Annotated in this window: 17 protein-coding genes; 12 read left to right on the top strand and 5 right to left on the bottom strand. The window is 72.3% G+C overall.

The window, feature by feature from the left end; genetic code table 11:
• Positions 1–67: 67 nt before the first annotated feature.
• From ACH4RG_RS27985 to ACH4RG_RS27975, 3 genes are all read left to right on the top strand, one after another.
• The gene (locus tag ACH4RG_RS27985; protein ID WP_398540431.1) at positions 68–1825 is read left to right on the top strand and encodes a protein phosphatase 2C domain-containing protein; all 1758 of its coding nucleotides are present in this window, start codon (positions 68–70) and stop codon (positions 1823–1825) included.
• Positions 1826–1935: 110 nt separating this feature from the next.
• Entirely contained in the window at positions 1936–3678 is a 1743-nt protein-coding gene (locus tag ACH4RG_RS27980) for a pyruvate dehydrogenase (RefSeq protein ID WP_398540430.1), read from the top strand.
• Positions 3679–3934: 256 nt separating this feature from the next.
• Positions 3935–4399, top strand: a complete 465-nt coding sequence (locus ACH4RG_RS27975) for an ATP-binding protein (RefSeq protein ID WP_397922219.1) — start codon at positions 3935–3937, stop codon at positions 4397–4399.
• A 23-nt stretch (positions 4400–4422) separates the two neighbouring features.
• On the opposite strand, the gene ACH4RG_RS27970 is transcribed toward ACH4RG_RS27975, so the two are convergent.
• Together ACH4RG_RS27970 and ACH4RG_RS27965 are read right to left on the bottom strand one after the other, a co-directional pair.
• A complete protein-coding gene (locus ACH4RG_RS27970) occupies positions 4423–5523 on the bottom strand; it encodes a DUF2637 domain-containing protein (RefSeq protein ID WP_397931011.1) in 1101 nt (366 codons plus the stop codon).
• Positions 5524–5715: 192 nt separating this feature from the next.
• A complete protein-coding gene (locus tag ACH4RG_RS27965) occupies positions 5716–6564 on the bottom strand; it encodes a (2Fe-2S)-binding protein (protein WP_397922223.1) in 849 nt (282 codons plus the stop codon).
• 146 nt (positions 6565–6710) lie between these two features.
• Here ACH4RG_RS27965 and ACH4RG_RS27960 point away from each other — a divergent pair, with 146 nt between their 5' ends.
• Positions 6711–7565 carry a GntR family transcriptional regulator gene (locus ACH4RG_RS27960; protein WP_397922225.1) on the top strand — a complete coding sequence of 285 codons (855 nt, stop codon included), beginning with the start codon at positions 6711–6713 and terminating at the stop codon, positions 7563–7565.
• 34 nt (positions 7566–7599) lie between these two features.
• Here the strand turns inward: ACH4RG_RS27960 and ACH4RG_RS27955 are convergent, their stop codons facing one another.
• Entirely contained in the window at positions 7600–8382 is a 783-nt protein-coding gene (locus ACH4RG_RS27955) for a hypothetical protein (protein WP_397922227.1), read from the bottom strand.
• Between the two features lie 172 nt (positions 8383–8554).
• Positions 8555–10306, bottom strand: a complete 1752-nt coding sequence (locus ACH4RG_RS27950) for a PucR family transcriptional regulator (protein WP_397922499.1) — start codon at positions 10304–10306, stop codon at positions 8555–8557.
• 336 nt (positions 10307–10642) lie between these two features.
• Between ACH4RG_RS27950 and ACH4RG_RS27945 the strand changes: the two genes are divergently transcribed.
• From ACH4RG_RS27945 to ACH4RG_RS27910, 8 genes are all read left to right on the top strand, one after another.
• Positions 10643–11533 (top strand): FAD binding domain-containing protein, encoded by an 891-nt coding sequence (locus tag ACH4RG_RS27945; protein ID WP_397922229.1) that lies wholly within the window; start codon positions 10643–10645, stop codon positions 11531–11533.
• Positions 11534–11535: 2 nt separating this feature from the next.
• A complete protein-coding gene (locus ACH4RG_RS27940) occupies positions 11536–12135 on the top strand; it encodes a (2Fe-2S)-binding protein (protein ID WP_397922231.1) in 600 nt (199 codons plus the stop codon).
• Positions 12132–14549, top strand: a complete 2418-nt coding sequence (locus ACH4RG_RS27935; protein ID WP_397922233.1) for a xanthine dehydrogenase family protein molybdopterin-binding subunit — start codon at positions 12132–12134, stop codon at positions 14547–14549. The genes ACH4RG_RS27940 and ACH4RG_RS27935 overlap by 4 nt, the downstream gene beginning before the upstream one ends.
• A 327-nt stretch (positions 14550–14876) precedes the next feature.
• Complete coding sequence (locus ACH4RG_RS27930) at positions 14877–16334, top strand: NCS2 family permease (protein WP_397922235.1); 1458 nt, start codon at positions 14877–14879, stop codon at positions 16332–16334.
• 36 nt (positions 16335–16370) lie between these two features.
• The gene (locus tag ACH4RG_RS27925) at positions 16371–17513 is read left to right on the top strand and encodes an XdhC family protein (RefSeq protein WP_398162805.1); all 1143 of its coding nucleotides are present in this window, start codon (positions 16371–16373) and stop codon (positions 17511–17513) included.
• A 205-nt stretch (positions 17514–17718) separates the two neighbouring features.
• The gene (locus ACH4RG_RS27920) at positions 17719–21375 is read left to right on the top strand and encodes a S8 family serine peptidase (RefSeq protein WP_398540429.1); all 3657 of its coding nucleotides are present in this window, start codon (positions 17719–17721) and stop codon (positions 21373–21375) included.
• Between the two features lie 170 nt (positions 21376–21545).
• Positions 21546–22244 (top strand): DUF1326 domain-containing protein, encoded by a 699-nt coding sequence (locus ACH4RG_RS27915; protein WP_397922238.1) that lies wholly within the window; start codon positions 21546–21548, stop codon positions 22242–22244.
• Positions 22245–22331: 87 nt separating this feature from the next.
• On the top strand, positions 22332–23003 hold the full coding sequence (locus ACH4RG_RS27910) for a hypothetical protein (protein ID WP_398540428.1): 672 nt from the start codon (positions 22332–22334) through the stop codon (positions 23001–23003).
• Positions 23004–23125: 122 nt separating this feature from the next.
• Here ACH4RG_RS27910 and ACH4RG_RS27905 read toward each other — a convergent pair whose 3' ends face one another.
• Positions 23126–24679, bottom strand: a complete 1554-nt coding sequence (locus ACH4RG_RS27905) for an N-acetylmuramoyl-L-alanine amidase (protein WP_397922242.1) — start codon at positions 24677–24679, stop codon at positions 23126–23128.
• Positions 24680–24787 lie beyond the last annotated feature (108 nt).

Below are 24787 nucleotides of genomic sequence, written 5' to 3'. Positions count from 1 at the left end.
CCCATGTGCGCGCCACATTTTCCCGATGTCCCGTTCTCGGGCCGCCTTCGAGGTGGACAATATGGGCATGAGTCAGCAGGGGGAGAAGCCCGCCGCCCACGAGGACGACTGGTGGCGCAAGCTGTACGACGAGACCGCGCACGACACCGGTCCCGGCCGTGCGGCCGACAGTCTCGACGACCGCTTCGACTCCGTGTCGGACACGGTGCGCGGCCCGGTGAGCAGCCCGGTGGGCGACCACCGGGACACCGGGGGCGAGACCGTCCGGGACCCGTACGGCGACGCGTACGAGGACCCGTACGCCGATCGCCACGAGGAGCCGGACGAGGACCGCTGCGAGGACCCGTACGCGGACGCGTACCGGCCGTCGGCCGAAAGGAGCCAGTCCGTGGTGGCGCGGCGGGAGCCGTTGCCGGGCCCCGTCCCGGACCCTGAGGCGGCTCCGGAGGTCATGCCCGACCCCCGGTCGGCCTGGGATGCGTACGCGAAGCGCGACGGGCCGTCGGGGCGGGCCGCTGGTGCCGAACCGGAGCGGGATCCGGAGCCGAAGGCGAAGCCGGAACCGGAACCGGAACCGACGGCGGAACCGAAGTCAGAAGCGAAGCCGGAACCGAAGGCGGAAGCGAAGCCGGAAGCGAAGCCGGAACCGGCTCGGGCGTCGGCCGCTGCCGCAGGGCCGGAGCCGGTCGCCCCGCGCACCACCGTCTTCCCTGCCCCCTGGGAGGCGCCCGCCGGGCAGCCCGGGCCCAGGACGTTCGCCGCGCCGCGCGTGCCGGAAGCGCCCGAGCCCGCTCTCGCGCCCGACGCCAACGCCCCGCACGTACGTCCGCCGGATCCCGTCGACGACGCAGCGACCGACGGCCGGCCGTCCGTCGGCCACCTCGGGGGCCGGCCGCCCACCTACGACGCCGAGCCCGCCGCCCTGCCCTCCGCCACCTCGGAGAATCTGGACGGCCTCGCCCCCGACACCGTCCTGGACGGCGCCCGGTACGGGACGTACACCCTGCGCACCGCCTCCGTACGCGGTGACTCCGCCCGCTTCCGCGGAGAACCCCGGCGCGACGGGCTGCTCACCGCCCGCTTCGGAGCGGCCGAGAGCGCCCTCGTCCTCGTCGCCGTGGCCGGCGGCAACCGGGCCGGCGAAGCGGCGCACCTCGCCGCGGCCGATGCCTGCCGCTGGATCGGCGGTGCCGTCGCCCGCAGCCACCTCCGGCTCTCCGAGGACATAAGAGCGGGCCGCCGGGACGACCTGAAGGCCGGGCTGCACCGGCTCACCGACCGTACGTACGGCAAGCTGCGCGCCCGCGCCGCCGAACTCGGCGTGGCACCGGCCGCGTACACCGCGAGCCTCCGGTGCCTCCTGCTGTCCGCCGACCCCGACTGCCGCACCCGGGTCTTCTTCGGCGTCGGCAGCGGCGGCCTCTTCCGCCTCCGCGACGGACTCTGGCAGGACCTGGAGCCCCTCGTCCCCGAGGGCGGCGGCCCGCGGGCGGGCGACGAGCAGGAGGAGGACCCGGGCGGGGACCGGCTGACCATGGACCTCCAGATCGCCGCACCGCCGTCCCCGAACGCCGACGGCCCCGCCCGGCATCCCGCCGAGCCCTTCCGCTTCCGGGCCTCCGTGGCGCGCCCCGGCGACACGCTGCTGCTGTGCAGCGACGGACTCGCCGAGCCGATGCGTGGTGAGCCGGCGCTCCCCGGCGAGCTCGCCGGGCGCTGGGGGAGCGCCGGACCACCCGGACTGCCCGCCTTCCTCGCGGACACCCAGCTCCGGATCAAGGGGTACGCCGACGACCGCACCTGCGCCGCGGTCTGGGAGGCGTAACCGGGCACACCGTGGGTTGATGGATTCCGGAGCCGGGCGACACGGTGTTTCGGGCTCCGGAGTCCGGACAACCGAAGTGCACGGAGCACGGCAAGGAAGGGTGCGCACCCATGGCCAAGCAGAACGTGGCGGAGCAGTTCGTCGACATCCTCGCCAGGGCAGGTGTCAAACGCCTGTACGGCGTCGTCGGCGACAGCCTTAACCCCGTCGTGGACGCCATCCGGCGTAACCCGGCCATCGACTGGATCCACGTCCGCCACGAGGAGACCGCCGCCTTCGCGGCCGGTGCGGAAGCGCAGGTCACCGGAGAGCTCGCGGCCTGCGCCGGCTCCTGCGGCCCGGGCAACCTGCACCTCATCAACGGCCTGTACGACGCGCACCGCTCGATGGCCCCGGTGCTGGCCCTCGCCTCGCACATCCCCTCCAGCGAGATCGGTCTCGGCTACTTCCAGGCCACCCATCCGGAGCTGCTGTTCCAGGAGTGCAGCCACTACAACGAGATGATCTCCAACCCGGAGCAGATGCCGAGGCTGCTCCAGACGGCGATCCAGCACGCCATCGGGCGCGGCGGCGTCAGCGTCGTCTCGATGCCGGGCGACATCGCCTCCAAGCCCGCCCCCGAGAAGAGCATCGAGCACGCCCTCGTCACCGCGCGGCCGACCGTACGGCCCGGCGACGACGAGATCGACAAGCTCTGCCGCATGGTGGACGAGGCCAAACGGGTGACGCTGTTCTGCGGCAGCGGCACGGCCGGGGCGCACGCCGAGGTCATGGAGTTCGCCGAGAAGATCAAGTCCCCGGTCGGGCACGCGCTGCGCGGCAAGGAGTGGATCCAGTACGACAACCCGTACGACGTCGGGATGAGCGGGCTGCTCGGCTACGGCGCCGCGTACGAGGCGACCAACGAGTGCGACCTCCTCGTCCTGCTCGGCACGGACTTCCCGTACAACGCCTTCCTCCCGGACGATGTGAAGATCGTTCAGGTCGATGTGCGCCCCGAGCGCCTCGGCCGCCGCTCCAAGCTCGACCTCGCGGTCTGGGGCGACGTGCGCGAGACCCTGCGCTGTCTGACGCCCCGGGTGAAGCCCAAGTCGGACCGCAAGTTCCTCGACCGGATGCTGAAGAAGCACGCGAACGCCTTGGAGGGCGTGGTCAAGGCCTACACCCGCAAGGTCGACAAGCACATCCCGATCCACCCCGAGTACGTCGCCTCCGTGCTGGACGAGATGGCCGACGAGGACGCCGTGTTCACGGTCGACACCGGCATGAACAACGTGTGGGCCGCCCGCTACCTGACACCCAACGGCAAGCGACGGGTGATCGGTTCGTTCAGCCACGGCTCGATGGCCAACGCCCTGCCGCAGGCGATCGGCGCTCAGTTCACCGACCTGAACCGGCAGGTCGTCGCGATGTCCGGCGACGGCGGATTCTCCATGCTGATGGGCGACTTCCTCACCCTGGTCCAGCACGATCTGCCGGTGAAGGTCGTCCTGTTCAACAACTCCTCGCTCGGCATGGTCGAGTTGGAGATGCTGGTGGCGGGCCTGCCGTCGTACGGGACGGACGCCGCGAACACCGACTACGCCGCCATCGCCCGTGCGGCCGGCGCCTACGGCGTACGCGTGGAGAAGCCCAAGCAGTTGCAGGGCGCGCTCAAGGACGCCTTCAAGCACAAGGGCCCCGCGCTCGTCGACGTGGTCACCGACCCGAACGCGCTCTCCATCCCGCCGAAGATCAGCGCGGACATGGTCACCGGCTTCGCGCTCTCCGCGAGCAAGATCGTGCTCGACGGCGGAGTGGGCCGCATGCTCCAGATGGCCCGCTCCAACCTCCGTAACGTTCCCCGGCCTTGAGCCGACGGGGCCCTGGCCCCGGCAGGCCGGAGTCAACGTCAACTCAGGCGCACGTGAGGGACGTTGACGGCGGCTGCGCCTACGCGGTGATGGCGTGCGCGGGGGGGATGTCCCGTGCGCCCCTCGCCGCTCCTGACCGTTCACCTAGTGACGGGTCGACAAGCGTGACCGTGTACGTACAGGGGCATGCATCCCGTGAGGCTGTTCGACGAGCGGCCGGACCAGAGGAGGTCGGTTCACTGTGCGGGCGGGGGAAATGGCGAAGCGACAGAGAAGGACCGCGGTCATCGAGGGGCGTGGCCCCCGGGGCCGGAGACCGGGCGAGGCGCCGCCGCCGATCCGGATGCGTCGCAGGGTGGGCCACACCGAGCGGTCGGCGGTGGGCGAAGTGCGCCGGGAGCTGAGGGAGTTCCTCCGGGACTGCTCCGACGAGGAGCGGACCGAGGCGGCGGAGCTGCTGGTGAGCGAGCTGGTGACCAACGCTCTCATCCACACCCGGCACGGGGCCGTGGTCACCGCCACGGCGACGCCGGCCCGACTGCGGGTGGAGGTCCAGGACTTCGCCGCGGAGGATCTGCCCGCGCCGTACGTACCGAACGCCGACGACGGTACGCACGGCAGGGGCCTGATCCTGGTTCGGAGCCTGGCCGACGCCTGGGGCGTGGAGGCGCAGGCCCTGGGCAAGGTCGTCTGGTTCGAGCTGCACGGCGGAAGGCCCTGAGGGGCCCCCGTCGCGCGACGCTCTCAGCCGAACTGCTGCTCCAGATCCTTCAGTTTCTGTTCCAGCGAGTCGAGCCGGGGGAGTGTCTGGGTGTCGTCCTCGGCGGTGAGGTCGACGGTCCGCGGATCACTTCCCCGGCCCGAAGCGTCCAGGCTCTTCGAGCTCGAACCGTCCGCCTGCTTCGGGCCGACGGCTTGCAGGGATGGCCGGGGTCGCAGAGGCAGCTGACCCGGCTCTGCTATGGCGGGCTCCGCGACGGCCGGCGCCGCGCCGCCGGAGGCCGCGGCGAGGGCGGGCACGTCCACCTGCCGGTCGCCCCGCCCACCGCGTCCCCAGACCCGGTTCTGCCGGTTCAGGGCCTTGATGCGGGCCCGGTCCAGCTTCTCCTGGTCGCGTCGGCGCAGCCGTTCCTGATCACGCTCCCTGCGGTCCTCCCGCACCTCGTCCACCGCCTCGTCCAGGGTGCGGACGCCCTCCAGGAGCATCAGCGACCAGGCGCCGAAGGTCTCCCTGGGCGCCCGCAGCCAGCGGACGATCCTGATCTGCGGCAACGGACGGGGCACCAGGCCCTGTTCGCGCAGCGCGGCGCGGCGGGTCTGCTTCAGCGCGCGGTCGAAGAGCACCGCGGCCGAGAGGGACATCCCCGCGAAGAAGTGCGGCGCGCCCGCGTGGTCCATGCCCCGGGGGGCGTGTACCCAGTTGAACCAGGCGGCGGCCCCGGCGAAGGTCCACACCAGCAGCCGGGAGCCGAGCGCCGCGTCTCCGTGGCTCGCCTCCCGTACGGCCAGCACGGAACAGAACATCGCGGCCCCGTCCAGCCCGAACGGGACCAGGTACTCCCAGCCGCCGGTGAGGTTCAGGTTCTGCCGGCCGAAGCCGACGAGCCCGTGGAAGGAGAGCGCGGCGGCGACCGCCGCGCAGCAGAACAGCAGGACGTAACTGGCGGTGGCGTACAGCGCTTCCTTGCGTCTGCGGCGCTCCTCGCTGCGTTCCCAGGAGTCGTCGGCCGCGGCCTTGCCGGCGGCACGCTTGCCGCGTGCGACCACCGTCACCGCCGCCATGACTCCCACGAGCAGTACGGCGCCCGGAAGCAGCCAGTCAAGCGATATGTCGGTCAGTCTCATGCGCGGTCCCTTGCGTCACGTAGGGCGTTTCGTGCGCCATCGTGACGGAATTCCCGTCCCGCACCGGTGGTTTCGGGACAAGAGCACGCCATGGGGGTGGGAGAGGCTATCGATGGGTGGAATCTTCTCGAACGGTCGCTCGGTCGAACCGGGTCGCGTTCGATTCCACGTCATCCGGACGGGCGGTGTGGATCAGGAAGCCGCGGCGAGCTTTCGCACCCGGTCCGTGTCACAGGTACGCGGACAGGTCACACAGGTGTCCTCGGGGCGCAGCGTGTAGAAGAGGCAGCAGCTCGCCCGGTCCCGGGTCGGCAGCGACCGGCCGTCGGGTCCGGTCAGCTCGCGGAAGCCGGCGGTGCCGACGTACGGCTTGGTCGTGCCGGGCAGCAGCAGCTCCAGCTCGGCCATGGCGCGGCGTTCCTCGCCCAGCAGATGCGCGATGTACCAGAGGCCCTCGACGATCTCGTCGGTCGCCATCCCCCACAGGGCCCGCTTCCCGCGCCGCATACGCGGCCCGAAGCCCTCCAGCACCGGACCGAGGTGCTCGGTCAGGGAGGCCAGGACCTCGGCCCGCAGCGCCGCCTCGTCCGCGACGACCCGGGCCCCGGGCAGGGTGGCGGCGGGGTCGTCCGGCAGGCAGGCGAATTCCCGGACCCGCACGGTCAGATGCCCCAGCGCCCGCTGGAAGGCCACGTCCTCGACCGGAATCCGCGGCACCCGCCGCTGCAGGAACCAGGGGACCGTCACCAGAAGACAGGCGGGCCAGGCGTACCGGTGCAGACCGAAGCTCGCCACCACGTCCGGGCGGGCCTGTCGGCCGTAGTCGCGCAGCACCTGGGCGTTGTCCCAGGCGAGGAAGGCGTCCACGGCGTGACCGCCGGCGGCCAGCTCCGCCGCGCCGACCCAGCCCGCTCCGGACGGGGCCACGGCGTCGCCGCCGAGCACGTCGGCCCGCAGGCCGGGGAACACCTCGGTCAGGCGGGTGTACGCGGCGCTCACGGGCGACGTCGCGGTGTCGGTGAACGGCGGAGAGAGGGTCATGCAGGGGACCACCGAATCGGGATCGTTTGCAGGTAAGGCTTACCTTACCCGATGCCATCGATGTTTGAACCGCGGCCTCCTCCCTCTATCGTGCACAGGAGGTCCGGCGCACGCGAGTCGGCCCGAGACAGGCGGAGGAGGTCCTGGTGGAGCAGGGCAGCGCGCGCGAGAGCGCACGTCCGGCCTACGCCCTGGGAGCGTTCCCGCGCACTCCGGCGGCCGGCCGGATGCCGGAGCGCCGGGTGCCGGAACAGGCCCGGGGCGAGGGGGCCGGATTCGAGCAGGCGGGAGTTGAGCGGGCCGGCGGGCGCCCGGCCGAGGGGGAACAGGCCGCCCGGGGCGAGCACACCCACAGCGAACCGCCCGCGCCGCGTGCCCTCGTCCAGCGCCACTCCGTCCGCGGCCAGATCCTGGACGCCCTGCGCGCCGCCCTCGTCGACGGTGAGCTGGTGCCCGGCCAGGTGTACTCCGCCCCCGCGCTCGGCGCCCGCTTCGGCGTCTCCGCCACGCCCGTGCGCGAGGCCATGCAGCGGCTGGCCGTCGAGGGAGCCGTCGAGGTCGTGCCGAACCGCGGCTTCCGGGTCAGTGAACGCGGCCCCCGCGAACTGGCCGAACTGGCCGAGGTGCGGGCGCTGATCGAGGTCCCGGTGATGCTGAGCCTGGCCCGTACGGTCCCGGCGCACCGGTGGGGCGGTCTGCGCCCGCTCGCGGAGGCCACGGTCACGGCGGCGGCCGTCGGCGACCGGGCCGCCTACGCCGAGTCGGACCGGGCCTTCCACCGCGCGGTCCTCACGCTGTCGGGCAACGAGCAGCTCGTGACCGTCGCCGACGAACTGCACCGGCGCTCCCAGTGGCCGCTGGTCTCGGGCCCCGCGACCCGCCGCGCCGACCTGCTGGCCGACGCCTCCGAGCACACCGCCCTGCTCGACGCCCTCGTCTCCCAGGACCTCGCCGTCGTCCAGGCCCTGGTCCGCGAACACTTCGCCGGCGCCGACGGCTGACCGCCGCCCTCCGGGATGCCGGGGTGCCCCTGCCTCAGCTCACCTCGGCGGTGCGCGGGGCCGGCGGGCCCAGGTGGGGGGCCAGCCAGGTGGGCACGCCGCCCAGCAGCCGGAACAGCCGGCCGGCCTCGGCCCGCAGCCGCGCCGCCTCCGACTCCTCCTCCGTCTCCGCGAGGGAGATCAGCGCCGGGGCCGTACCTACCAGGAACCCCAGCTCCTCCCGGATACGCAGCGACTCCGCGAAGCCGTGCCGGGCCTCGGCCAGCTCCCCCTCGCGCAGGGCGAGCGCCGCCAGATGCCGCCACGTGGACGAGAGGAGCAACTCGTCGCCCCGGTTCGCCGCACCGGCGTGCGCCCGGCGGAAGGCGGCGCGCGCCGACTGCGGCGACTCCGCGATGTTCTGGGCGATCAGCCCGCGCCGGAAGTCCAGCAGCGGCCGGGCCGGGGCCGTGGGCGCCAGCAGCGCCGCCGACCGGCTCAGCGCCACGCTCGCCTCGTCGGCCCGGTCCCGTACCGCCAGGAGGGTCGAGGCGTACGCCAGGTGGCCCCGCTCGGAGGCGGCGGACCCGCGCTCGTCGTCGCTGCGGGCGATGGCCTCCGCCGTACGCAGGGCGTCCTCGGCGTCGGTCCAGCCCCGTCCGGTGTAGAGACACCGCTCGGTCAGCAGCGCGGTGCGCTGGAGAGCGGCGGCCGGATCGGTGCTCGCGTGGTGCTCCAGCAGTGCGGCCGCGTCCGTCCAGCAGGCGCGGGAGCGCAGCCGCCATACCGCGGTCTGGAGCGGAGGATCGTCATCTGCTGTCGTTCCGGAACCAGACATGGCGGTATGCGCCACATTGCCCTCCCCGAGCGCGCCATTGTGCTGTTGGGTACGGCGCATCTCAGCACGGATTGGCACGCCGGGCCAAGGGGTCCGGGCAATGTCAGGTGAAAGATTTCACAATCGGCCGGGGCGCGACGGGGCCCGCCGGGCGCCGTGCGCGGCCCGAAGGTCAGCTCATGCGCAGGGCGAGGAAGAAGTCGAGCTTGTCCTCCAGGCGCGAGAGGTCACGCCCCGTCAACTGCTCGATTCGCCCGACGCGATAGCGCAACGTGTTGACGTGCAGGTGCAGCCGGGCCGCGCAGCGGGTCCAGGACCCGTCGCAGTCCAGGAAGGCCTCCAGCGTCTCGATCAGCTCCGCCCGGTGGCGCCGGTCGTAGTCGCGCAGCGGGTCCAGCAGCCGGGCGGTGAAGGCGCGCCGCACGTCGTCGGGGACGAACGGCAGCAGCAGCACGTGCGAGGCCAGTTCGTGGTGACCGGCCGCGCAGACCCGCCCCGGACGGGCCGCGGCCACCCGGCGGGCGTGCCGGGCCTCCTCCAGCGCGCCGCGCAGCCCTTCGGCGGAATGCACGGCCGCGCTGACACCCAGTGTCAGCCGACCGTCGTCGGCGAGTCCCGCGGAGAGCGGTTCGCGCACGGAGGAGAGCAGCGCGTCGGCGTGCAGCCCGGGTTCCGCGTCGAGGGCGTCGGCGTCCTCGACGTCCGCCCGCGCGGCTTCGTCCGAAGCGCTCTCGCCGGAGCCCGAGGCCGCGGTGGTGGCCGTGGGCAGCGGCACCAGGGCGATGGCCTCCTCGCCCGCGTGGGCGACGGCGATCCGGTCGGCCGAGTCGGGGCCGCTGACCGCCGGGTCGACGAGGATCTCCTCCAGCAGCGCCTGGGCCACCGGACCGCTCGCGATGTCGCCCGCGCCGGCCGTCTGGCCCCCGGCGCTCCAGTCGACCCGGGCCACGACGACCTGCCACTGCGGGGCCACGCCGAGGCCGGGCAGCAGGACCGGTGCGGCGACCCGCAGCCTGGCCGCGATCTCGGCGGGGGCGGCGCCCGCCTGGACCAGCTCCAGGACCTCCTGGGCGAGCCTGCGGCGTACCGTACGGGCCGCGTCGCGGCGGTCGCGCTCGACCGCGATCAGCTGGGTGACGCCCTGGAGCAGGTCGAGCCGGGCGGCGGGCCAGTCCGAGGCGTCGGCCTCGACCGCGAGCAGCCAGTCGGAGAGCACCGACTCCCGTACGTCGCGGGCGGCCGGTACCGCGCCCCGGCCGGTGTTCCGGATCGGGAAGAGCGAATACGTCGTACCGGAGACCGCCGCCCGGTGCGGGCCCCGGCGGCCGGTGCGGGTCGCGGCCAGGTGGTGCCCGGCCAGCGCCGCGCCCAGCGGTCCGGGCAGCGGCGTGCCCGCCCCCGCGATCTGTCGGCCCGTGGGGGAGAGGACCCAGGCCCGCAGGTCAAGGTCGGAGGTGAGGAGATCCAGGACCACCTCGGGGCCGCCGCCCGCAGGGCCCGACGTCATCAGCCGTCGGTGCCGGTCCACCACGGCTGCCAGGTCGCCCGCCCGCTCACCGGAGACCTGGCGGACGACGTACTCGGTGACCGTAGCGAAAGCAACGGTCTCGTTCACGGCGAAGAGGGGGAGGCGGTGCTGCGCGCACGCCTCGACCAGATCGCCGGGGATGTCGCCGAGCTCCGCCTCGCCGGCCGCGAGACCGGCCACCCCGGCACCCGCCAGGATCCGGACGAAGGGTTCGGAGTCCGCCGCGTCCCGGCGCCAGGCGAGGCCTGTGAGCACCAGCTCCCCGCCGGAGAGGTAGCGGCTGGGGTCGCGCAGGTCGGTCGTCATGACGCCCCGGACCGAGCGGTCCAGCTCGTCCTCGCCGCCGAGCAGCCGCAGGCCCAGCGCGTCGTTCTCCAGCAGTGCGCGCAGCCGCATCTCGTCGCCGCCGATCTTTCCGTAGGGGGAGCAGGTGAAGTTCTTGAAGAGCAGGTGGGGGTGGCAGTGGGTGAAGGAGGCCGTGAGGTGGGGGAGCCGTGAGGGATACGGGTATCTGTTGATTGCGGCGAGGTTACTGATTCCCGCCATTCGTTCGAATCTACAAGACGAGGACGGACACCAGCCAACTCCTTCAGTGTTTCGGTGACTGCACCGGTAGGAGCGGGGCTTGTGTACTGGGCCACACACCACGTGAACACCATATGAACGAGCCAGTCGAGGGCCGGCCGTCCCCAGCCCCGGCGAACGAACCGATTGAGAAGAAGAGAGCCACTCATGGACTTCCTTCGCCCCGCCAGCTGGGAGGAGGCGCTCGCCGCCAAGGCCGAGCACCCCACCGCTGTGCCCATCGCGGGCGGCACCGATGTGATGGTCGAGATCAACTTCGACCACCGGCGGCCCGAGTACCTCCTGGACCTGAACCGCATCGGTGAGCTGTCCGAGTGGGAGGTGGGCCAGGAGAGCGTACGGCTCGGCGCCTCCGTGCCGTACAGCAGCATCATGGAGCACCTGCGGACCGAGCTGCCCGGTCTGGCGCTCGCCTCGCACACCGTCGCCTCCCCGCAGATCCGCAACCGCGGCGGCGTCGGCGGCAACCTCGGCACCGCGTCGCCGGCGGGTGACGCCCACCCGGCCCTGCTCGCGGCCGACTGCGAGGTCGAGGCCGCATCCGTACGCGGAACGCGGCTGATCCCCATCGACGCCTTCTACACAGGGGTCAAGCGCAACGCCCTGGAGCCGGACGAGCTGATCCGCGCCGTGCACATCAGGAAGGCCGACGGACCCCAGCAGTACTCCAAGGTCGGCACCCGCAACGCCATGGTCATCGCCGTCTGCGCGTTCGGCATCGCCCTGCATCCCGAGACCCGCACCGTGCGCACCGGCATCGGCTCGGCCGCCCCGACCCCGGTCCGGGCCAAGGAGGCCGAGGAGTTCCTGAACGCCGCTCTCGAAGAGGGCGGGTTCTGGGAGAACGGCAAGATCATCACCCCCGCGATCGCCCAGCAGTTCGCCACCCTCGCGTCCGGCGCCTGCAACCCGATCGACGACGTGCGCGGCACGGCGAAGTACCGCAGGCACGCGGTCGGCATCATGGCCCGCCGCACGCTCGGCTGGACCTGGGAGCAGTACCGCGGCGCGGGCCGCACGCTGGAAGGAGCTGCGTAACCATGCGAGTCAATTTCACGGTCAACGGCCGTCCGCAGGAAGCCGACGACGTGTGGGAGGGGGAGTCCCTCCTGTACGTCCTGCGCGAGCGCATGGGCCTGCCCGGCTCCAAGAACGCCTGCGAGCAGGGCGAGTGCGGATCCTGCACCGTCCGCCTCGACGGCGTCCCGGTCTGCGCGTGCCTCGTCGCCGCCGGACAGGTCCAGGACCGCGAGGTCGTCACCGTCGAGGGCCTGGCCGACTACGCCAAGCACCGCGAGGACGCCCACCCCGGCGGCGGCTGCGCCGCCGGCGCCTGCGGCACCACCCTGGACGCCGCCAAGCGCTGGCAGTCCAAGCCCTCCGACGGCCAGACCGGTGAGGCCCTCGAACTCTCCCCCGTCCAGCAGGCGTTCATCGACGCCGGAGCCGTCCAGTGCGGCTTCTGCACCCCCGGCCTGCTGGTCGCCGCCGACGAGCTGCTGGAGCACACCCCCTCGCCGTCCGACCAGGACATCCGTGAGGCGCTCTCCGGCAACCTGTGCCGCTGCACGGGTTACGAGAAGATCCTCGACGCGGTCCGCCTCGCTGCCGCCCGCCAGGAAGAGGCGGTCCAGTCATGACGACGACACCCGAAGCCCGGACCGCACCGGCCGGCACGCCCACCAAGATCACCCAGGGTTCGCCCACCAAGGGCGGCATCGGCGAGTCCACGCTCCGCCCCGACGGCACCCTCAAGGTCACCGGCGAGTTCGCCTACTCCTCCGACATGTGGCACGAGGACATGCTCTGGGGGCAGACGCTGCGCTCCACCGTCGCGCACGCCGAGATCGTCTCCATCGACACCTCCGAGGCGCTGGCGACGTCCGGCGTCTACGCCGTGATGACCTACGACGACCTGCCCGCCGAGATGAAGAACTACGGCCTGGAGATCCAGGACACCCCGGTTCTCGCCCACGGCAAGGTCCGTCACCACGGCGAGCCGGTCGCCATCGTGGCCGCCGACCACCCGGAGACCGCGCGCCGCGCCGCCGCCAAGATCAGGATCGAGTACCGCGAGCTGCCGCTCGTCACCGACGAGGCCTCGGCGACCGCTCCCGACGCGGTCCTCGTCCACGAGGGCCGCGACGACCACCACATCGGTCACGTCCCGCACCCCAACATCGTGCACCGCCAGCCGATCATCCGCGGCGACGCCGACGAGGCCGCGAAGCGGGCCGACGTCATCGTCACCGGCGACTACACCTTCGGCATGCAGGACCAGGCCTTCCTCGGCCCCGAGTCCGGCCTCGCGGTGCCCTCCGAGGACGGCGGCGTCGAGCTGTACGTCGCCACCCAGTGGCTGCACTCGGACCTCGGCCAGATCGCCCCCGTCCTCGGCCTGCCCGAGGAGAAGGTCCGTATGACGCTCTCCGGCGTCGGCGGGGCCTTCGGCGGCCGCGAGGACATCTCGATGCAGATCCACGCCTGCCTGCTGGCGCTCCGCACCGGCAAGCCGGTCAAGATCGTCTACAACCGGTTCGAGTCCTTCTTCGGCCACGTCCACCGGCACCCGGCGAAGCTCCACTACGAGCACGGCGCCACCAAGGACGGCAAGCTCACGCACATGAAGTGCCGCATCGTCCTGGACGGCGGGGCCTACGCCTCCGCCTCTCCGGCGGTCGTCGGCAACGCCTCCTCGCTCTCGGTCGGTCCGTACGTCATCGAGGACGTCGACATCGAGGCGATCGCGCTCTACACCAACAACCCGCCGTGCGGCGCGATGCGCGGCTTCGGCGCGGTCCAGGCGTGCTTCGCCTACGAGGCGCAGATGGACAAGCTCGCCGCGAAGCTGGACATGGACCCGGTGGAGTTCCGTCAGCTCAACGCCATGGAACAGGGCACCCTGCTGCCCACCGGACAGCCCTGCGACTCGCCGGCCCCGGTCGCCGAACTGCTGCGCCGGGTCAAGTCCCGGCCGCTGCCGCCCGAGCAGCAGTGGCTGGCGGCGGGCAGCGAGGGCACCTCCGTGGACGTCCGCGCGCTGCCCGGCGGGCTCTCCAACACCACCCACGGCGAAGGCGTCGTTCGGGGTGTCGGTTACGCGGTCGGCCTGAAGAACGTCGGCTTCTCCGAAGGCTTCGACGACTACTCCACCGCCCGGGTCCGGATGGAGGTCATCAACGGCGAACCGGTCGCGACCGTGCACACCGCGATGGCCGAGGTCGGCCAGGGCGGCGTCACCGTCCACGCCCAGATCGCCCGTACCGAACTCGGCGTCAACCAGGTCACCATCCACCCCGCCGACACCCGGGTCGGTTCCGCCGGATCCACCTCCGCCTCCCGCCAGACGTACGTCACCGGCGGCGCGGTCAAGAACTCCTGCGAAGCCGTACGGGAGAAGGTCCTGGAGCTGGGCCGGACCAAGTTCGGCACCTACCACCCCGCCTGGGCCACCGCCGAACTCCTCCTGGAGGGCGGCAAGGTCGTCACCGACGGCGGCGAGGTGCTGGCCGATCTCGCCGACGTCCTGGAGGACGAGGCGATCGACATCGAGCTGGAGTGGCGCCACCGGCCCACGGAGGCGTTCGACCTGCGCACCGGACAGGGCAACGGCCACGTCCAGTACTCCTTCGCCGCGCACCGCGCGGTCGTCGAGGTCGACACCGAACTGGGCCTGGTCAAGGTCATCGAACTGGCCTGCGCCCAGGACGTCGGCAAGGCGCTCAACCCGCTCTCCGTCCTCGGCCAGATCCAGGGCGGCACCCTCCAGGGCATGGGGGTCGCCGTGATGGAGGAGATCATCGTCGACCCGAAGACCGCGAAGGTGCGCAACCCGTCCTTCACGGACTACCTCCTGCCCACCATCCTCGACACGCCGACCATCCCCGTCGACGTGCTCGAACTCGCCGACGAGAACGCCCCGTACGGGCTCCGCGGCATCGGCGAGGCCCCCACCCTGTCGTCCACTCCGGCCGTCCTCGCGGCGATCCGGAACGCGACGGGTCTTGAGCTCGACAGGACACCGGTGCGGCCCGAACACCTCACCGGCGCCTGAGACCCTGCCGGGCGGCCCCCCGCCGGTCGCCGCCCGGCAGTCTCCGAGCGGTCCCCCCGAACTCTCCGGGCGGTGCGCAGCGCCGAGAACGTCACGCTTTTCCGCCCCCCGCACCGTCCGGAGGCACCAAGTACCGCACCGCTCGCGGTTCTCCGCCGTGCCGAGCGCACGGCATCGCCCACGGACCATCCGTGCCGCCGGCACATCCGTTCTGCTTCACCGTCCGTCCCGGCCGTCCCCGGGTCGTGCAGCCGACGCAGTCATCCCAAATCCCGCATTCAGGAATCTCCAAGCGGGTGCCCCTGTGAACCTTGGGAGTCAGGCATCATGACCCAGCAGTCAGTGGAACCGAAGACCAGTCCGGAAGGTGCGGGCCCCGGCTCGCGCGTCCCCGCCGGAAGATCATGGCTCGACCGGTACTTCCACATATCCGAACGAGGATCCACCGTCGCGCGCGAGCTGCGCGGCGGCGTCACGACCTTCATGGCCATGGCGTACATCCTCCTGCTCAACCCGCTGATCCTGGGCGGGGAGGACGTCAACGGCAACCTCCTCAGCCAGCCCGGCCTGATCACCGCCACCGCCTTCGCGGCGGCCGCGACGACCCTGCTGATGGGCTTCGTCGGCAAGGTGCCCCTGGCGCTCGCCGCCGGGCTCAGCGTCTCCGGTGTGCTCGCCTCGCAGGTCGCGCCCACCATGACCTGGCCGCAGGCCATGGGCATGTGCGTCATCTACGGTGTGGTGATCTGCCTCCTGGTGGTCACCGGCCTCCGCGAGCTGATCATGAACGCGATCCCCCTCGCGCTCAAGCACGGCATCACCATGGGCATCGGACTCTTCATCGCCCTCATCGGCCTCTACAAGGCCGGATTCGTCCACAAGGGCACGGCGACCCCGGTCTCCCTCGGCCCGGCCGGTGAACTGGCCGGCTGGCCCGTCCTGATCTTCTGCGTGACGCTCCTGCTCATCTTCATGCTCCAGGCGCGCAACATCCCCGGCGCGATCCTGATCGGCATCGCCGTCGGCACCCTGGTCGCCATCGTCATCAACGCGATCGTCGACATCGACCCCAAGAAGTGGAGCAGCGGCCCGCCGGAGCTGGAGGGCAGCGCGGTCTCCGCACCCGACTTCTCGCTCTTCGGGAACGTCGAGTTCGGCGGCTGGGGAGACGTCGGCGTGATGACGGTCGGCATGATCGTCTTCACTCTCGTGCTGGCAGGGTTCTTCGACGCGATGGCCACCATCATCGGCGTCGGCACCGAGGCCAAGCTCGCCGACGACAAGGGCCGCATGCCGGGTCTGTCCAAGGCGCTGTTCATCGACGGCGCCGGCGGCGTCATCGGCGGTGTCGCCTCGGGCTCCGGCCAGACGGTCTTCGTGGAGTCGGCCACCGGCGTCGGCGAAGGGGCCCGGACCGGGCTCGCCTCCGCCGTCACCGGACTCTTCTTCGCCGCCTGCCTCTTCTTCACCCCGCTCACCGCGATCGTGCCGACCGAGGTGGCCTCCGCCGCCCTCGTCGTCATCGGCGCGATGATGATGCAGAACGCCCGGCACGTGGACTGGAGCGACCGCTCGGTCGCCATCCCGGTCTTCCTGACCGTGGTCCTGATGCCCTTCACGTACACCATCACCACCGGTGTGGCCGCGGGTGTCATCGCGTACAGCGCCATCAAGCTCGCCCAGGGCCGGGCCCGCGAGGTCGGGGCCTTCATGTGGGGACTGACGGTGATCTTCATCGTCTTCTTCGCCCTCAACCCGATCGAGAGCTGGCTGGGCGTCCACTGACGCCCGAGCCCCCTTCACGCCCAAAGGAGACACGCCATGCTGGACATCGCCGAGGAGCTGCACCGGTGGGTCTCGCAGGGACGCGAGTTCGCCGTCGCCACCGTCGTGGCGGTCGGCGGCAGCGCGCCCCGGCAGCCAGGAGCCGCCCTCGCCGTCGACCGCGACGGCACGGCCATCGGTTCGGTGTCCGGCGGATGCGTGGAGGGGGCCGTCTACGCACTGTGCCAACAGGCCCTGGACGACGGGAAATCCGTCCGCGAGCGCTTCGGCTACAGCGACGAGGACGCCTTCGCGGTCGGTCTGACCTGCGGCGGTGTCATCGACATCCTGGTGACACCGGTACGGACGGACGACCCCGCCCGCCCGGTGTTCGCCGCCGCGCTCGCGGCCGCCGCCGAGGGGACGGCGGCCGCGCTGGCACGCGTCACGGACGGACCCGGGGAACTGCTCGGGCTCCCGCTCCTGGTCCGCGCCGACGGCAGCCACGAGGGCGGGCTCGGCGGCCATCCGGCGCTCGACCGCACCGCCGCCGCCGAGGCCCGCGCCCTGCTGGACGCGGGCCGCACCGGCCCGCTCGCCATCGGCGCGGAGGGCTCCCGCTGCGGCCGGCCGGTCGAGCTCCTGGTCGAATCCAGCGTCCCGCCGCCCCGCATGATCGTGTTCGGCGCCATCGACTTCGCCGCCGCGCTGGTCCGCGCCGGGAAGTTCCTCGGCTACCGGGTCACCGTCTGCGACGCCCGGCCGGTTTTCGCCACCGCTGCACGCTTCCCCGAGGCCGACGAGATCGTCGTCGACTGGCCCCACCGCTACCTCGCCGGGACCGCGACCGACGCGCGTACCGTGCTCTGCGTCCTCACCCACGACGCCAAGTTCGACATCCCGCTGCTGGAGGCCGCCCTGCGCCTCCCGGTCGCGTACGTCGGCGCGATGGGCTCCCGCCGCACCCACCTGGACCGCGACGACCGGCTGCGCGAGGTCGGGCTCACCGACCGTGAACTGGCGCGGCTGCACTCGCCGATCGGCCTCGACCTCGGCGCCCGCACGCCGGAGGAGACGGCCCTGTCCATCGCCGCCGAGATCGTCGCGGTCCGGCGCGGCGGCAGCGGCGTACCGCTCACCGGGGCCCATACACCCATTCATCACGACAGCAGCGGACAGCCGCTCGCCTCGGTGGCCTGAAACGTCCGTCACCAGCCTGTCCACCTCGGGCGGGTTACCGCCACGGCGGTTTCCCGCCCGCCCGCAACGCAGCGGTCGCCCCGGATCTGCCGGTAGATCAGCTGCATGACTTCTTCCCCCCTCCTCCGTTCCCGGCCGGGCGAGATCCGCCCGCCCAGGACGCAGAGCCCTGCTCCTGGCGACCTCGGCGGCCCTGATGGGCGGCATGCTGGTCCCCTTCGCCGGCACCGCGGGCGCCGCCCCCGCACCCCGCGACGGGACCCCGCGCTCCGACGTACGCACCGAGAGCCACACCGTCACGCTGATCACCGGTGACGTCGTGCGCTACGTGGACGGTCCCGGCGGCCAGGACACCGTCACCGTGGACCGCCCCGACGGCGCGGGCGGCGTCCGCATCCAGCAGGCGGGCGAGGACGTGTACGTCCTGCCCGACGAGGCCACCCCGTTGATCGCGTCCGGCGTCCTGGACCGGCGGCTGTTCAACGTCTCGGCCCTGGTGCGGATGGGATACGACGACGAGAACGCCGGCTCCGTCCCGCTCATCGCCACCTACCCGCCCGCCCGCGCCAAGGCCCTGCCCGCCGCCCCGCGCGGCGCGAAGAAGGTCCGCACCCTCGCATCCGTCAACGGGGCCGCCCTCACCGCCGACAAGGACGAAGCGCGGACGTTCTGGAGCGCCATCACCCGATCGGACGAGGGCCGTTCACTGGACAGCGGGATCGCGAAGCTCTGGCTGGACGGCCGCTCCGAGGCGCTGCTGACCGAGTCGGTGCCGCAGGTGGGCGCTCCGCAGGCGTGGGCCGCCGGCTTCGACGGCAAGGGCGCCAAGGTCGCCGTCCTGGACACCGGCATCGACGCCGACCACCCGGACGTCAAGGACCGTGTCGTCGGCGCCCGCAGCTTCGTCCCGGGCGAGGAGGTCGACGACAAGAACGGTCACGGCACGCACGTCGCCTCCACGATCGCCGGTTCCGGCGCCGCCTCCGAGGGCGCCGGCAAGGGCGTCGCCCCGGCCGCCGACCTGCTCGTCGGCAAGGTCCTCAGCGACGAGGGCTCCGGCGCGGACTCCGGGATCATCGAGGCCATGGAGTGGGCCAAGGCCGAAGGGGCCGACGTCGTCTCCATGAGTCTCGGCTCCCCGGTGCCCGACGACGGCACGGACCCGATGTCCCGGGCGGTGAACTCCCTCTCGGCGGACGGCGGTCCGCTGTTCGTGATCGCGGCGGGCAACGCGTACGGGGCGGGCACCATCGGCTCGCCCGGCTCGGCGGAGCAGGCGCTCACCATCGCCGCCGTCGACAAGCAGGACGGCCGCGCCGACTTCTCCTCCATGGGCCCGCTGGTCCGCTCGCACGGCCTGAAGCCCGATCTGTCGGCCCCCGGCGTCGACATCAACGCCGCCGCCTCGCAGTCCGTCCCCGGCATCGAGGGCATGTACCAGTCGATGTCCGGTACGTCGATGGCCACGCCCCATGTCGCGGGCGCGGCGGCGATCCTGAAGCAGCGTCACCCCGACTGGTCCGGTCAGCGCATCAAGGACGCGCTGATGAGCTCGTCCAAGAAGCTCGACGCGTACACCCCGTACGAGCAGGGCACCGGCAGGCTGGACGTGAAGGCGGCGATCGACACGGCGATCGAGGCCACCGGCTCGGTCGAGGTCGCCTCCTACGACTGGCCGCACAGCCCGTCCGACCAGGTCGCCGAGCGCACCGTCACCTACCGCAACGCGGGTGACACGGACGTCACGCTGGACCTGGCCACCGACACGGACGAGGCGGCGTACACGCTGTCCACCGACACGCTGACCGTCCCGGCCGGGGGCACCGCGGAAGCGGTCCTCTCCCTCGACCCGGCGAAGGTCGCCAACGACACCACCTTCTCCGGCCAGGTCGTCGCCACCGACGCGGCGGGCACGACGGTCGCGCACACCGGCTTCGCGCCCACCAAGGAGAAGGAGCTGCACGACCTGACGGTGAAGCTCCGCGACCGGTCGGGCAAGCCGATGGACGGCGTCGTCGTCCTCGCCGAGCTGGGCGACCCGCAGCTCGGCCTCGTCCAGGTCAGCGGCGGCGGGACCACCCTGCGCCTGCCGCCCGGCAACTACACCACCTGGGCCACCGTGGACGTCGACGGCGACCGCCCCGACTCCAGGGCCGTCGCGTTCCTCGCGGCCCCGGAGACGATCCTGACCGGCTCCTCCACCGTCACCCTCGACGCCTCCGAGGCCCGCAGGATCGATGTGCGTACGCCGAAGGAGACCGAGACCCGCCAGCTCCGCTACGACATGGCGCGCACCGCTCCCGACGGCACCGTCCAACGTGACGCCTACCAGATACCGCTGACGTACGACCAGCTGTGGGCGAGCCCCACCAAGAAGGTCACCGAGGGCAGCTTCAGCTTCCTGACCCGCTGGCGTCAGGGTGAGGAGCTGATCGACGTCGAGGCCGACGGACGTGACGTGCCGGCCTTCGTCCAGGGCGGCGCGGCGGTCGCCGAGGACCGCAGGCAGAAGCTGAACGCGGTGTACGCGGGCAAGGGCGCACCGGCCGACTACCAGGGTGTGGACGCGCGCGGCAAGGCGGTCGTCATCACCCGCAGCGCCGACGTCGCTCCCGCCGAACGCCTCGCGGCCGCGCTGGCGGCCGGGGCCGAGGCGCTGTTCGTCGTCAACGACGAGCGCGGCGTGGCGATGGAGAGCTACACCCCGTGGGGCGAGCGGACCACGATCCCCGTCGCCTCCGTCCAGAAGTCCGCGGGCGAGGGCCTGATCAGGGCGGCGCGGCACGGCAAGAAGGTCCAGGTCGACCAGAAGAAGTTCGCGGACTACCTGTACGACCTGGTGGACCGCCACGACGGCACGATCCCGGACCGCTCGCTGGCGTTCGCCCCCTCGGCCCGTCAGCTCGCGAAGGTGGAGAACACCTTCTACGGCCACAGGAAGACGCTCGGCGGCGGCTACCGCTACGACATCCCCGAGTACGGGCCCGGCCTCGGCTTCGAGGAGTACGAGCAGTTCCCGGACGTCCGCACCGAATGGGTCAACCCGCTGCCGGGTGACTCCTTCTGGTACGAGAACCACTCCGTCCTCGACGCGGAGCAGTCGGACCGGGCGCACGAGATGCGGAGCGCCGAGCTGGACTACCGGGCGGGCAAGGACTACCGCGCCGAGTGGTTCGCCCCGGTGGTCCGCCCCCGTCTCGGCACCGGCTACTGGGGCCCGTTCCGCACGGTCTCCAACGACGTCCAGTTCAACATCACCCCGTGGACGGACGCGGGCGCGGGCCACTCCGGCGCGATGCCCGAGAACGAGTACGACACCACCTCCTACGCCGTCTACCAGGGCGACAAGGAGCTCAAGAAGGGCGCGGGCAGGGCCGGATACGTCTGGGACCTCCCCGCCGAGAAGCTCCCGTACCGCCTGGTCATCGACTCGGAGCGGGACGCGGAGACCTGGAGGACGTCGACCCGCACCCGCTCCGAGTGGGGCTTCGTCTCCGGCGCCCTGGAGCCGGGCGGCCCTCGGCAGGCCGACATCCCGCTGCTCCAGCTGGACTACGCCGTCGACACCGACCTGGCGGGCGACGTCCGGGCCGGCCGCACCACGGAGGTCGGCCTCTCCGCCACCACCCAGGAGTGGCTGCCGGGCGCGGTGAAGGCGGACAAGGCCTCGCTGTCGGTCAGTTACGACGACGGCGACCACTGGTCGAAGGTGGACCTCCGCGAGAAGGGGTCCGGCGGGTGGACCGCCACGTTCCGCACCCCGTCGAAGGGCGCGACCTCGGTCTCGCTCAAGGCGCACGCGGAGGGCCCGGGCGGGCTCGTGGTCGACCAGGAGATCATCCGGGCCTTCGGCCTGAAGTGACCTGCTGACGTGGTCCCGCACTCCCTCGGGGGTGCGGGACCACGTGCGTCCGCGAGCCGATTCGTATACCCCATAGGGGTAGTTGACCGGAAGCGGGTCGGGCTCTAGTCTCTCCCTCGTGAGCAAGATACCCCCTAGGGGTATACGTGCAACTTGATCCGGAGGTCCCCATGTGCACCACTTCCGCCGCATCGCAGAGCGCCCCCGCAGCCGTCCGGGCGGGCACGAACGACGGCACGCTGCCCGACTGGCACCTGCGGGGTGAATGGTTCGACGTGTGCAGCTGTGCACTGCCCTGCCCCTGCACGTTCGCCCAGACGCCGACCCATGGAGACTGCCTCTTCACGCTCGTCTGGCAGGTCCACGAGGGGCACTTCGGGGGCGTCTCCCTCGACGGCCTGGGCGTGGTGGCGCTGGGTGAGTTCGCCGGGAACATGTGGGTGGGCGACCCGGAGGCCACGATGAAGGTGATGCTCTACATCGACGCCAAGGGCGACCAGGCCCAGCGGGCGGCGCTGGAGCAGATCTTCGCCGGTCACGTCGGCGGCTGGCCGGGCCAGTTCGGATCGCTCATCAGCGAACTGCGCGAGGTGCGGCACGCACCGGTCCACTTCGACGCCGCCGAGGATCTCTCGTACTGGCGGGCCCGGGTCGACGACAGGGTCTCCGTCGGCGCGACCGCCCTCACCGGCCCCACGGCCGACCCCTCCCGCCGCGTTCAGCTGGTCAACGCTCCGGGCTCCGAGGTCGGCCCCGGGCAGATCGCCACGTGGGGCGTCGTCGAGAGCGATCGCGCGGAAGGGTTCGACTTCTCGCACGAGTACCGCGGCGGGTCCAGCAAGCACTTCCCCTTCGACTGGCGCCCCTGACCCCGGGGCGGGGGCACCGCCCGCCCCGGCGGGACTTCGGGGGAGCGCGCGAACGACCCCGCCGGGCCGGTGCGGTTGGATATGACCATGAGCGTTCACGACGTGGCCCGCAGGCTGCCGGGCATATCCGCCCTCACCGACCTCTGCCGTTCCCTGGCGATGCTCGACGCGATCCTGTGTCCCGAGTGGGACCACCGCTGGCACAGCTACGACGCGCACTGGTCGCCGACGGAGACGATGGCCTCGATGCGGGACGGTTCGGGCGGCGAGTACTCGGTGGTCTTCTCCGCCGACGGGGCGTACGCCCGCGGCTTCGACCACGAGTCGCCGATGAGCCCGTACGTGGACGACGGCCCCTGGCCCGGGGTGCTCGACGAGGTGCCCGCCGTGTTCCGCCGTTACGTCGACGAGCCCTCGTTCACCGACGAGTTCGGCATGCCCGTCGTCACCGCCTGCCTCTGGCGCGCGAGCGACGACGACCGCTGGCGGGCGGGCGCCATCGAGTTCCCCGAGGACGGTGAGGACTCCGACGGGGCCGACTGGCTCTTCCAACTCCTCGTCACGGGCACCCCCGAGTCCTACCGGGAGTGGGCCGAGGACCATTTCGAGGTCTCCGTCGACCTCGAAGCCGTACGCCACGTCTATGCGCTGCGACCGCTGACCGACGAGGTGATCACCGCCCTCGCCCCCGAGCGCATCGCCTCCGAACTGGCCGAGGACGTCAAGGAGATCGGGTACCCCGTCGGAGCGGGGCAGTAGGCCGTGTCCCGGACGCGTGCGTGCCTCGCGCCCGGGACGCCGCGGTCACTCCGCCGCCGGGGTCGCCGGGGCGCGGCGCCTCGGCGACCGGCGGGCCGGGAGGGACGCGCCCGGTTCCGCGGTCACTTCCCGCTCTGCAACGCCCCCCACGTGGCCGGGCCCACCTTGCCGTCGACCGAGAGCTTCCGGCTGGTCTGGTAGCCGCGTACCGCCGTCTCCGTGGCCGGGCCGAAACCGCCGTCCACGCCGACGGTGGTCCCGAGCGCCGCCGTCAGGGACCGCTGGAGCCGTTTCACCGCCTCGCCCGAACTGCCCCGCGACAGCGCCGGGGTCGTGCCCGCCGACAGCAGGGCCGTCCAGCTCTTCGGGCCGACCACCCCGTCGGCCTCCAGTGCGCGGGCCCGCTGGAACGCCTGCACCGCGCCCTGTGTGGTGGGCCCGAAGCTGCCGTCCGCCGCGCCCGCCTGGTAGCCCTGCGCGTTGAGCAGTGTCTGCACGGCCTTGACCTGCGGGCCGGTGGAGCCGGACCGCTGGGTCGTGTACGTGGGGAAGGTCAGGCCGTCGCCGCCGTTGCCCGGGTCGCCGTCGATCAGCTCCATGTAGTGGTCCCAGTCCCAGTTGGGGCCGGGGTCCGTGTGGTCGGCGCCGGGCGCCTCGCTGTGGCCGATGATGTGCGACCGGTTCTTCGGGATGCCGTACCTCGCCGCGAGGTGCTTGGTGAGGGCGGCGGAGGACCGGTACATCGCCTCCGTGTACCAGGCCGGGTTGTCGACGTAGCCCTCGTGTTCGATGCCGACGGACGAGGAGTTGGTGCCGCCGGCGTGCCAGGCGGTGTCCTTCTCCAGGACCGACTGGGTGACCTCACCGTCCGAGGAGCGGATCGTGTAGTGGGCGCTGACCTCCGAGGCCGGGTTCTGGTACCAGCTGATGGAACCGGCGTACGACCCCTGGGTGGTGTGGACGACCACCTTGTCGATGGCGGACTTGCGGCCGACGACGAAGTTTCCGGAGTACGCGGGCACCCAGCGCGCCGATGCGTAGTCCGGGCTCGCGGCGTGGGCGTCGGACGCCGACAGCGCACGCTTGTCCGGGGCGACCGGCCGGGAGGGCACGAGGACCTCCTCGCCGCCGGGGGCCGTGGCGGACACGCCCTCGGCGAGGGACGTGAAGACTCCGTCCGCGTAGAGCGCGGCGGCCGGACCCTCGGCGGCGCTGTAGCGGGCCACCGCCGGATACCAGGAGTCCACGTCCCGGCGGTCGGCGGCGTCCAGGCCCAGCGCGTCGGCGTGGTCGCGCAGGACGGCCGCGCCGCCGAGGATGTTGGCCGTCGTGTCCCGGCGCAGCCGGGACGCGCTCTCGCCGGTCAGCTCGGAGGCCTTCTCCAGGGAGCGGTTGGCCGGGTTGCTCGCCAGGTGCATCACGCCGTAGCCGTTCGCCTGGCTGGGGGCGCCCGCGTGGCCGTCGAAACGGCTCTCGCCGTAGCCGACGGCGGCCAGCAGATCGCGCGGTACGCCGTACGCGTCGGCCGCTTCGGCGAACGCGCGGTTCAACGGGTCGGGCGTGTCCGCTCGCGGGGCGGCGGTCGTCGGGTGCCCGGTCGCGAGGAGGGCCGCGGCCATGACGGCCGCCACGGCACAGGCACGGGCCCGGGTTCGGGCGGCGGTGCGTAGGGGCATGAGGGCTCCTGCTCTGTGGGGGGCGTGGAGGGAAGAGAAAAGCCCTCGGGCCCGGGGTGGGCCAGAGGGATGCCGAACACGGTCAGGCTATCGATGTGGGGTGGGCAT

Origin of the sequence: Streptomyces sp. NPDC021019 (assembly GCF_044333295.1) — a bacterium.
Classification (GTDB): Bacteria; Actinomycetota; Actinomycetes; order Streptomycetales; family Streptomycetaceae; genus Streptomyces.
Note: the sequence above shows the minus strand (reverse complement) of the source record. Positions and strands in the feature narration are given on the sequence as shown.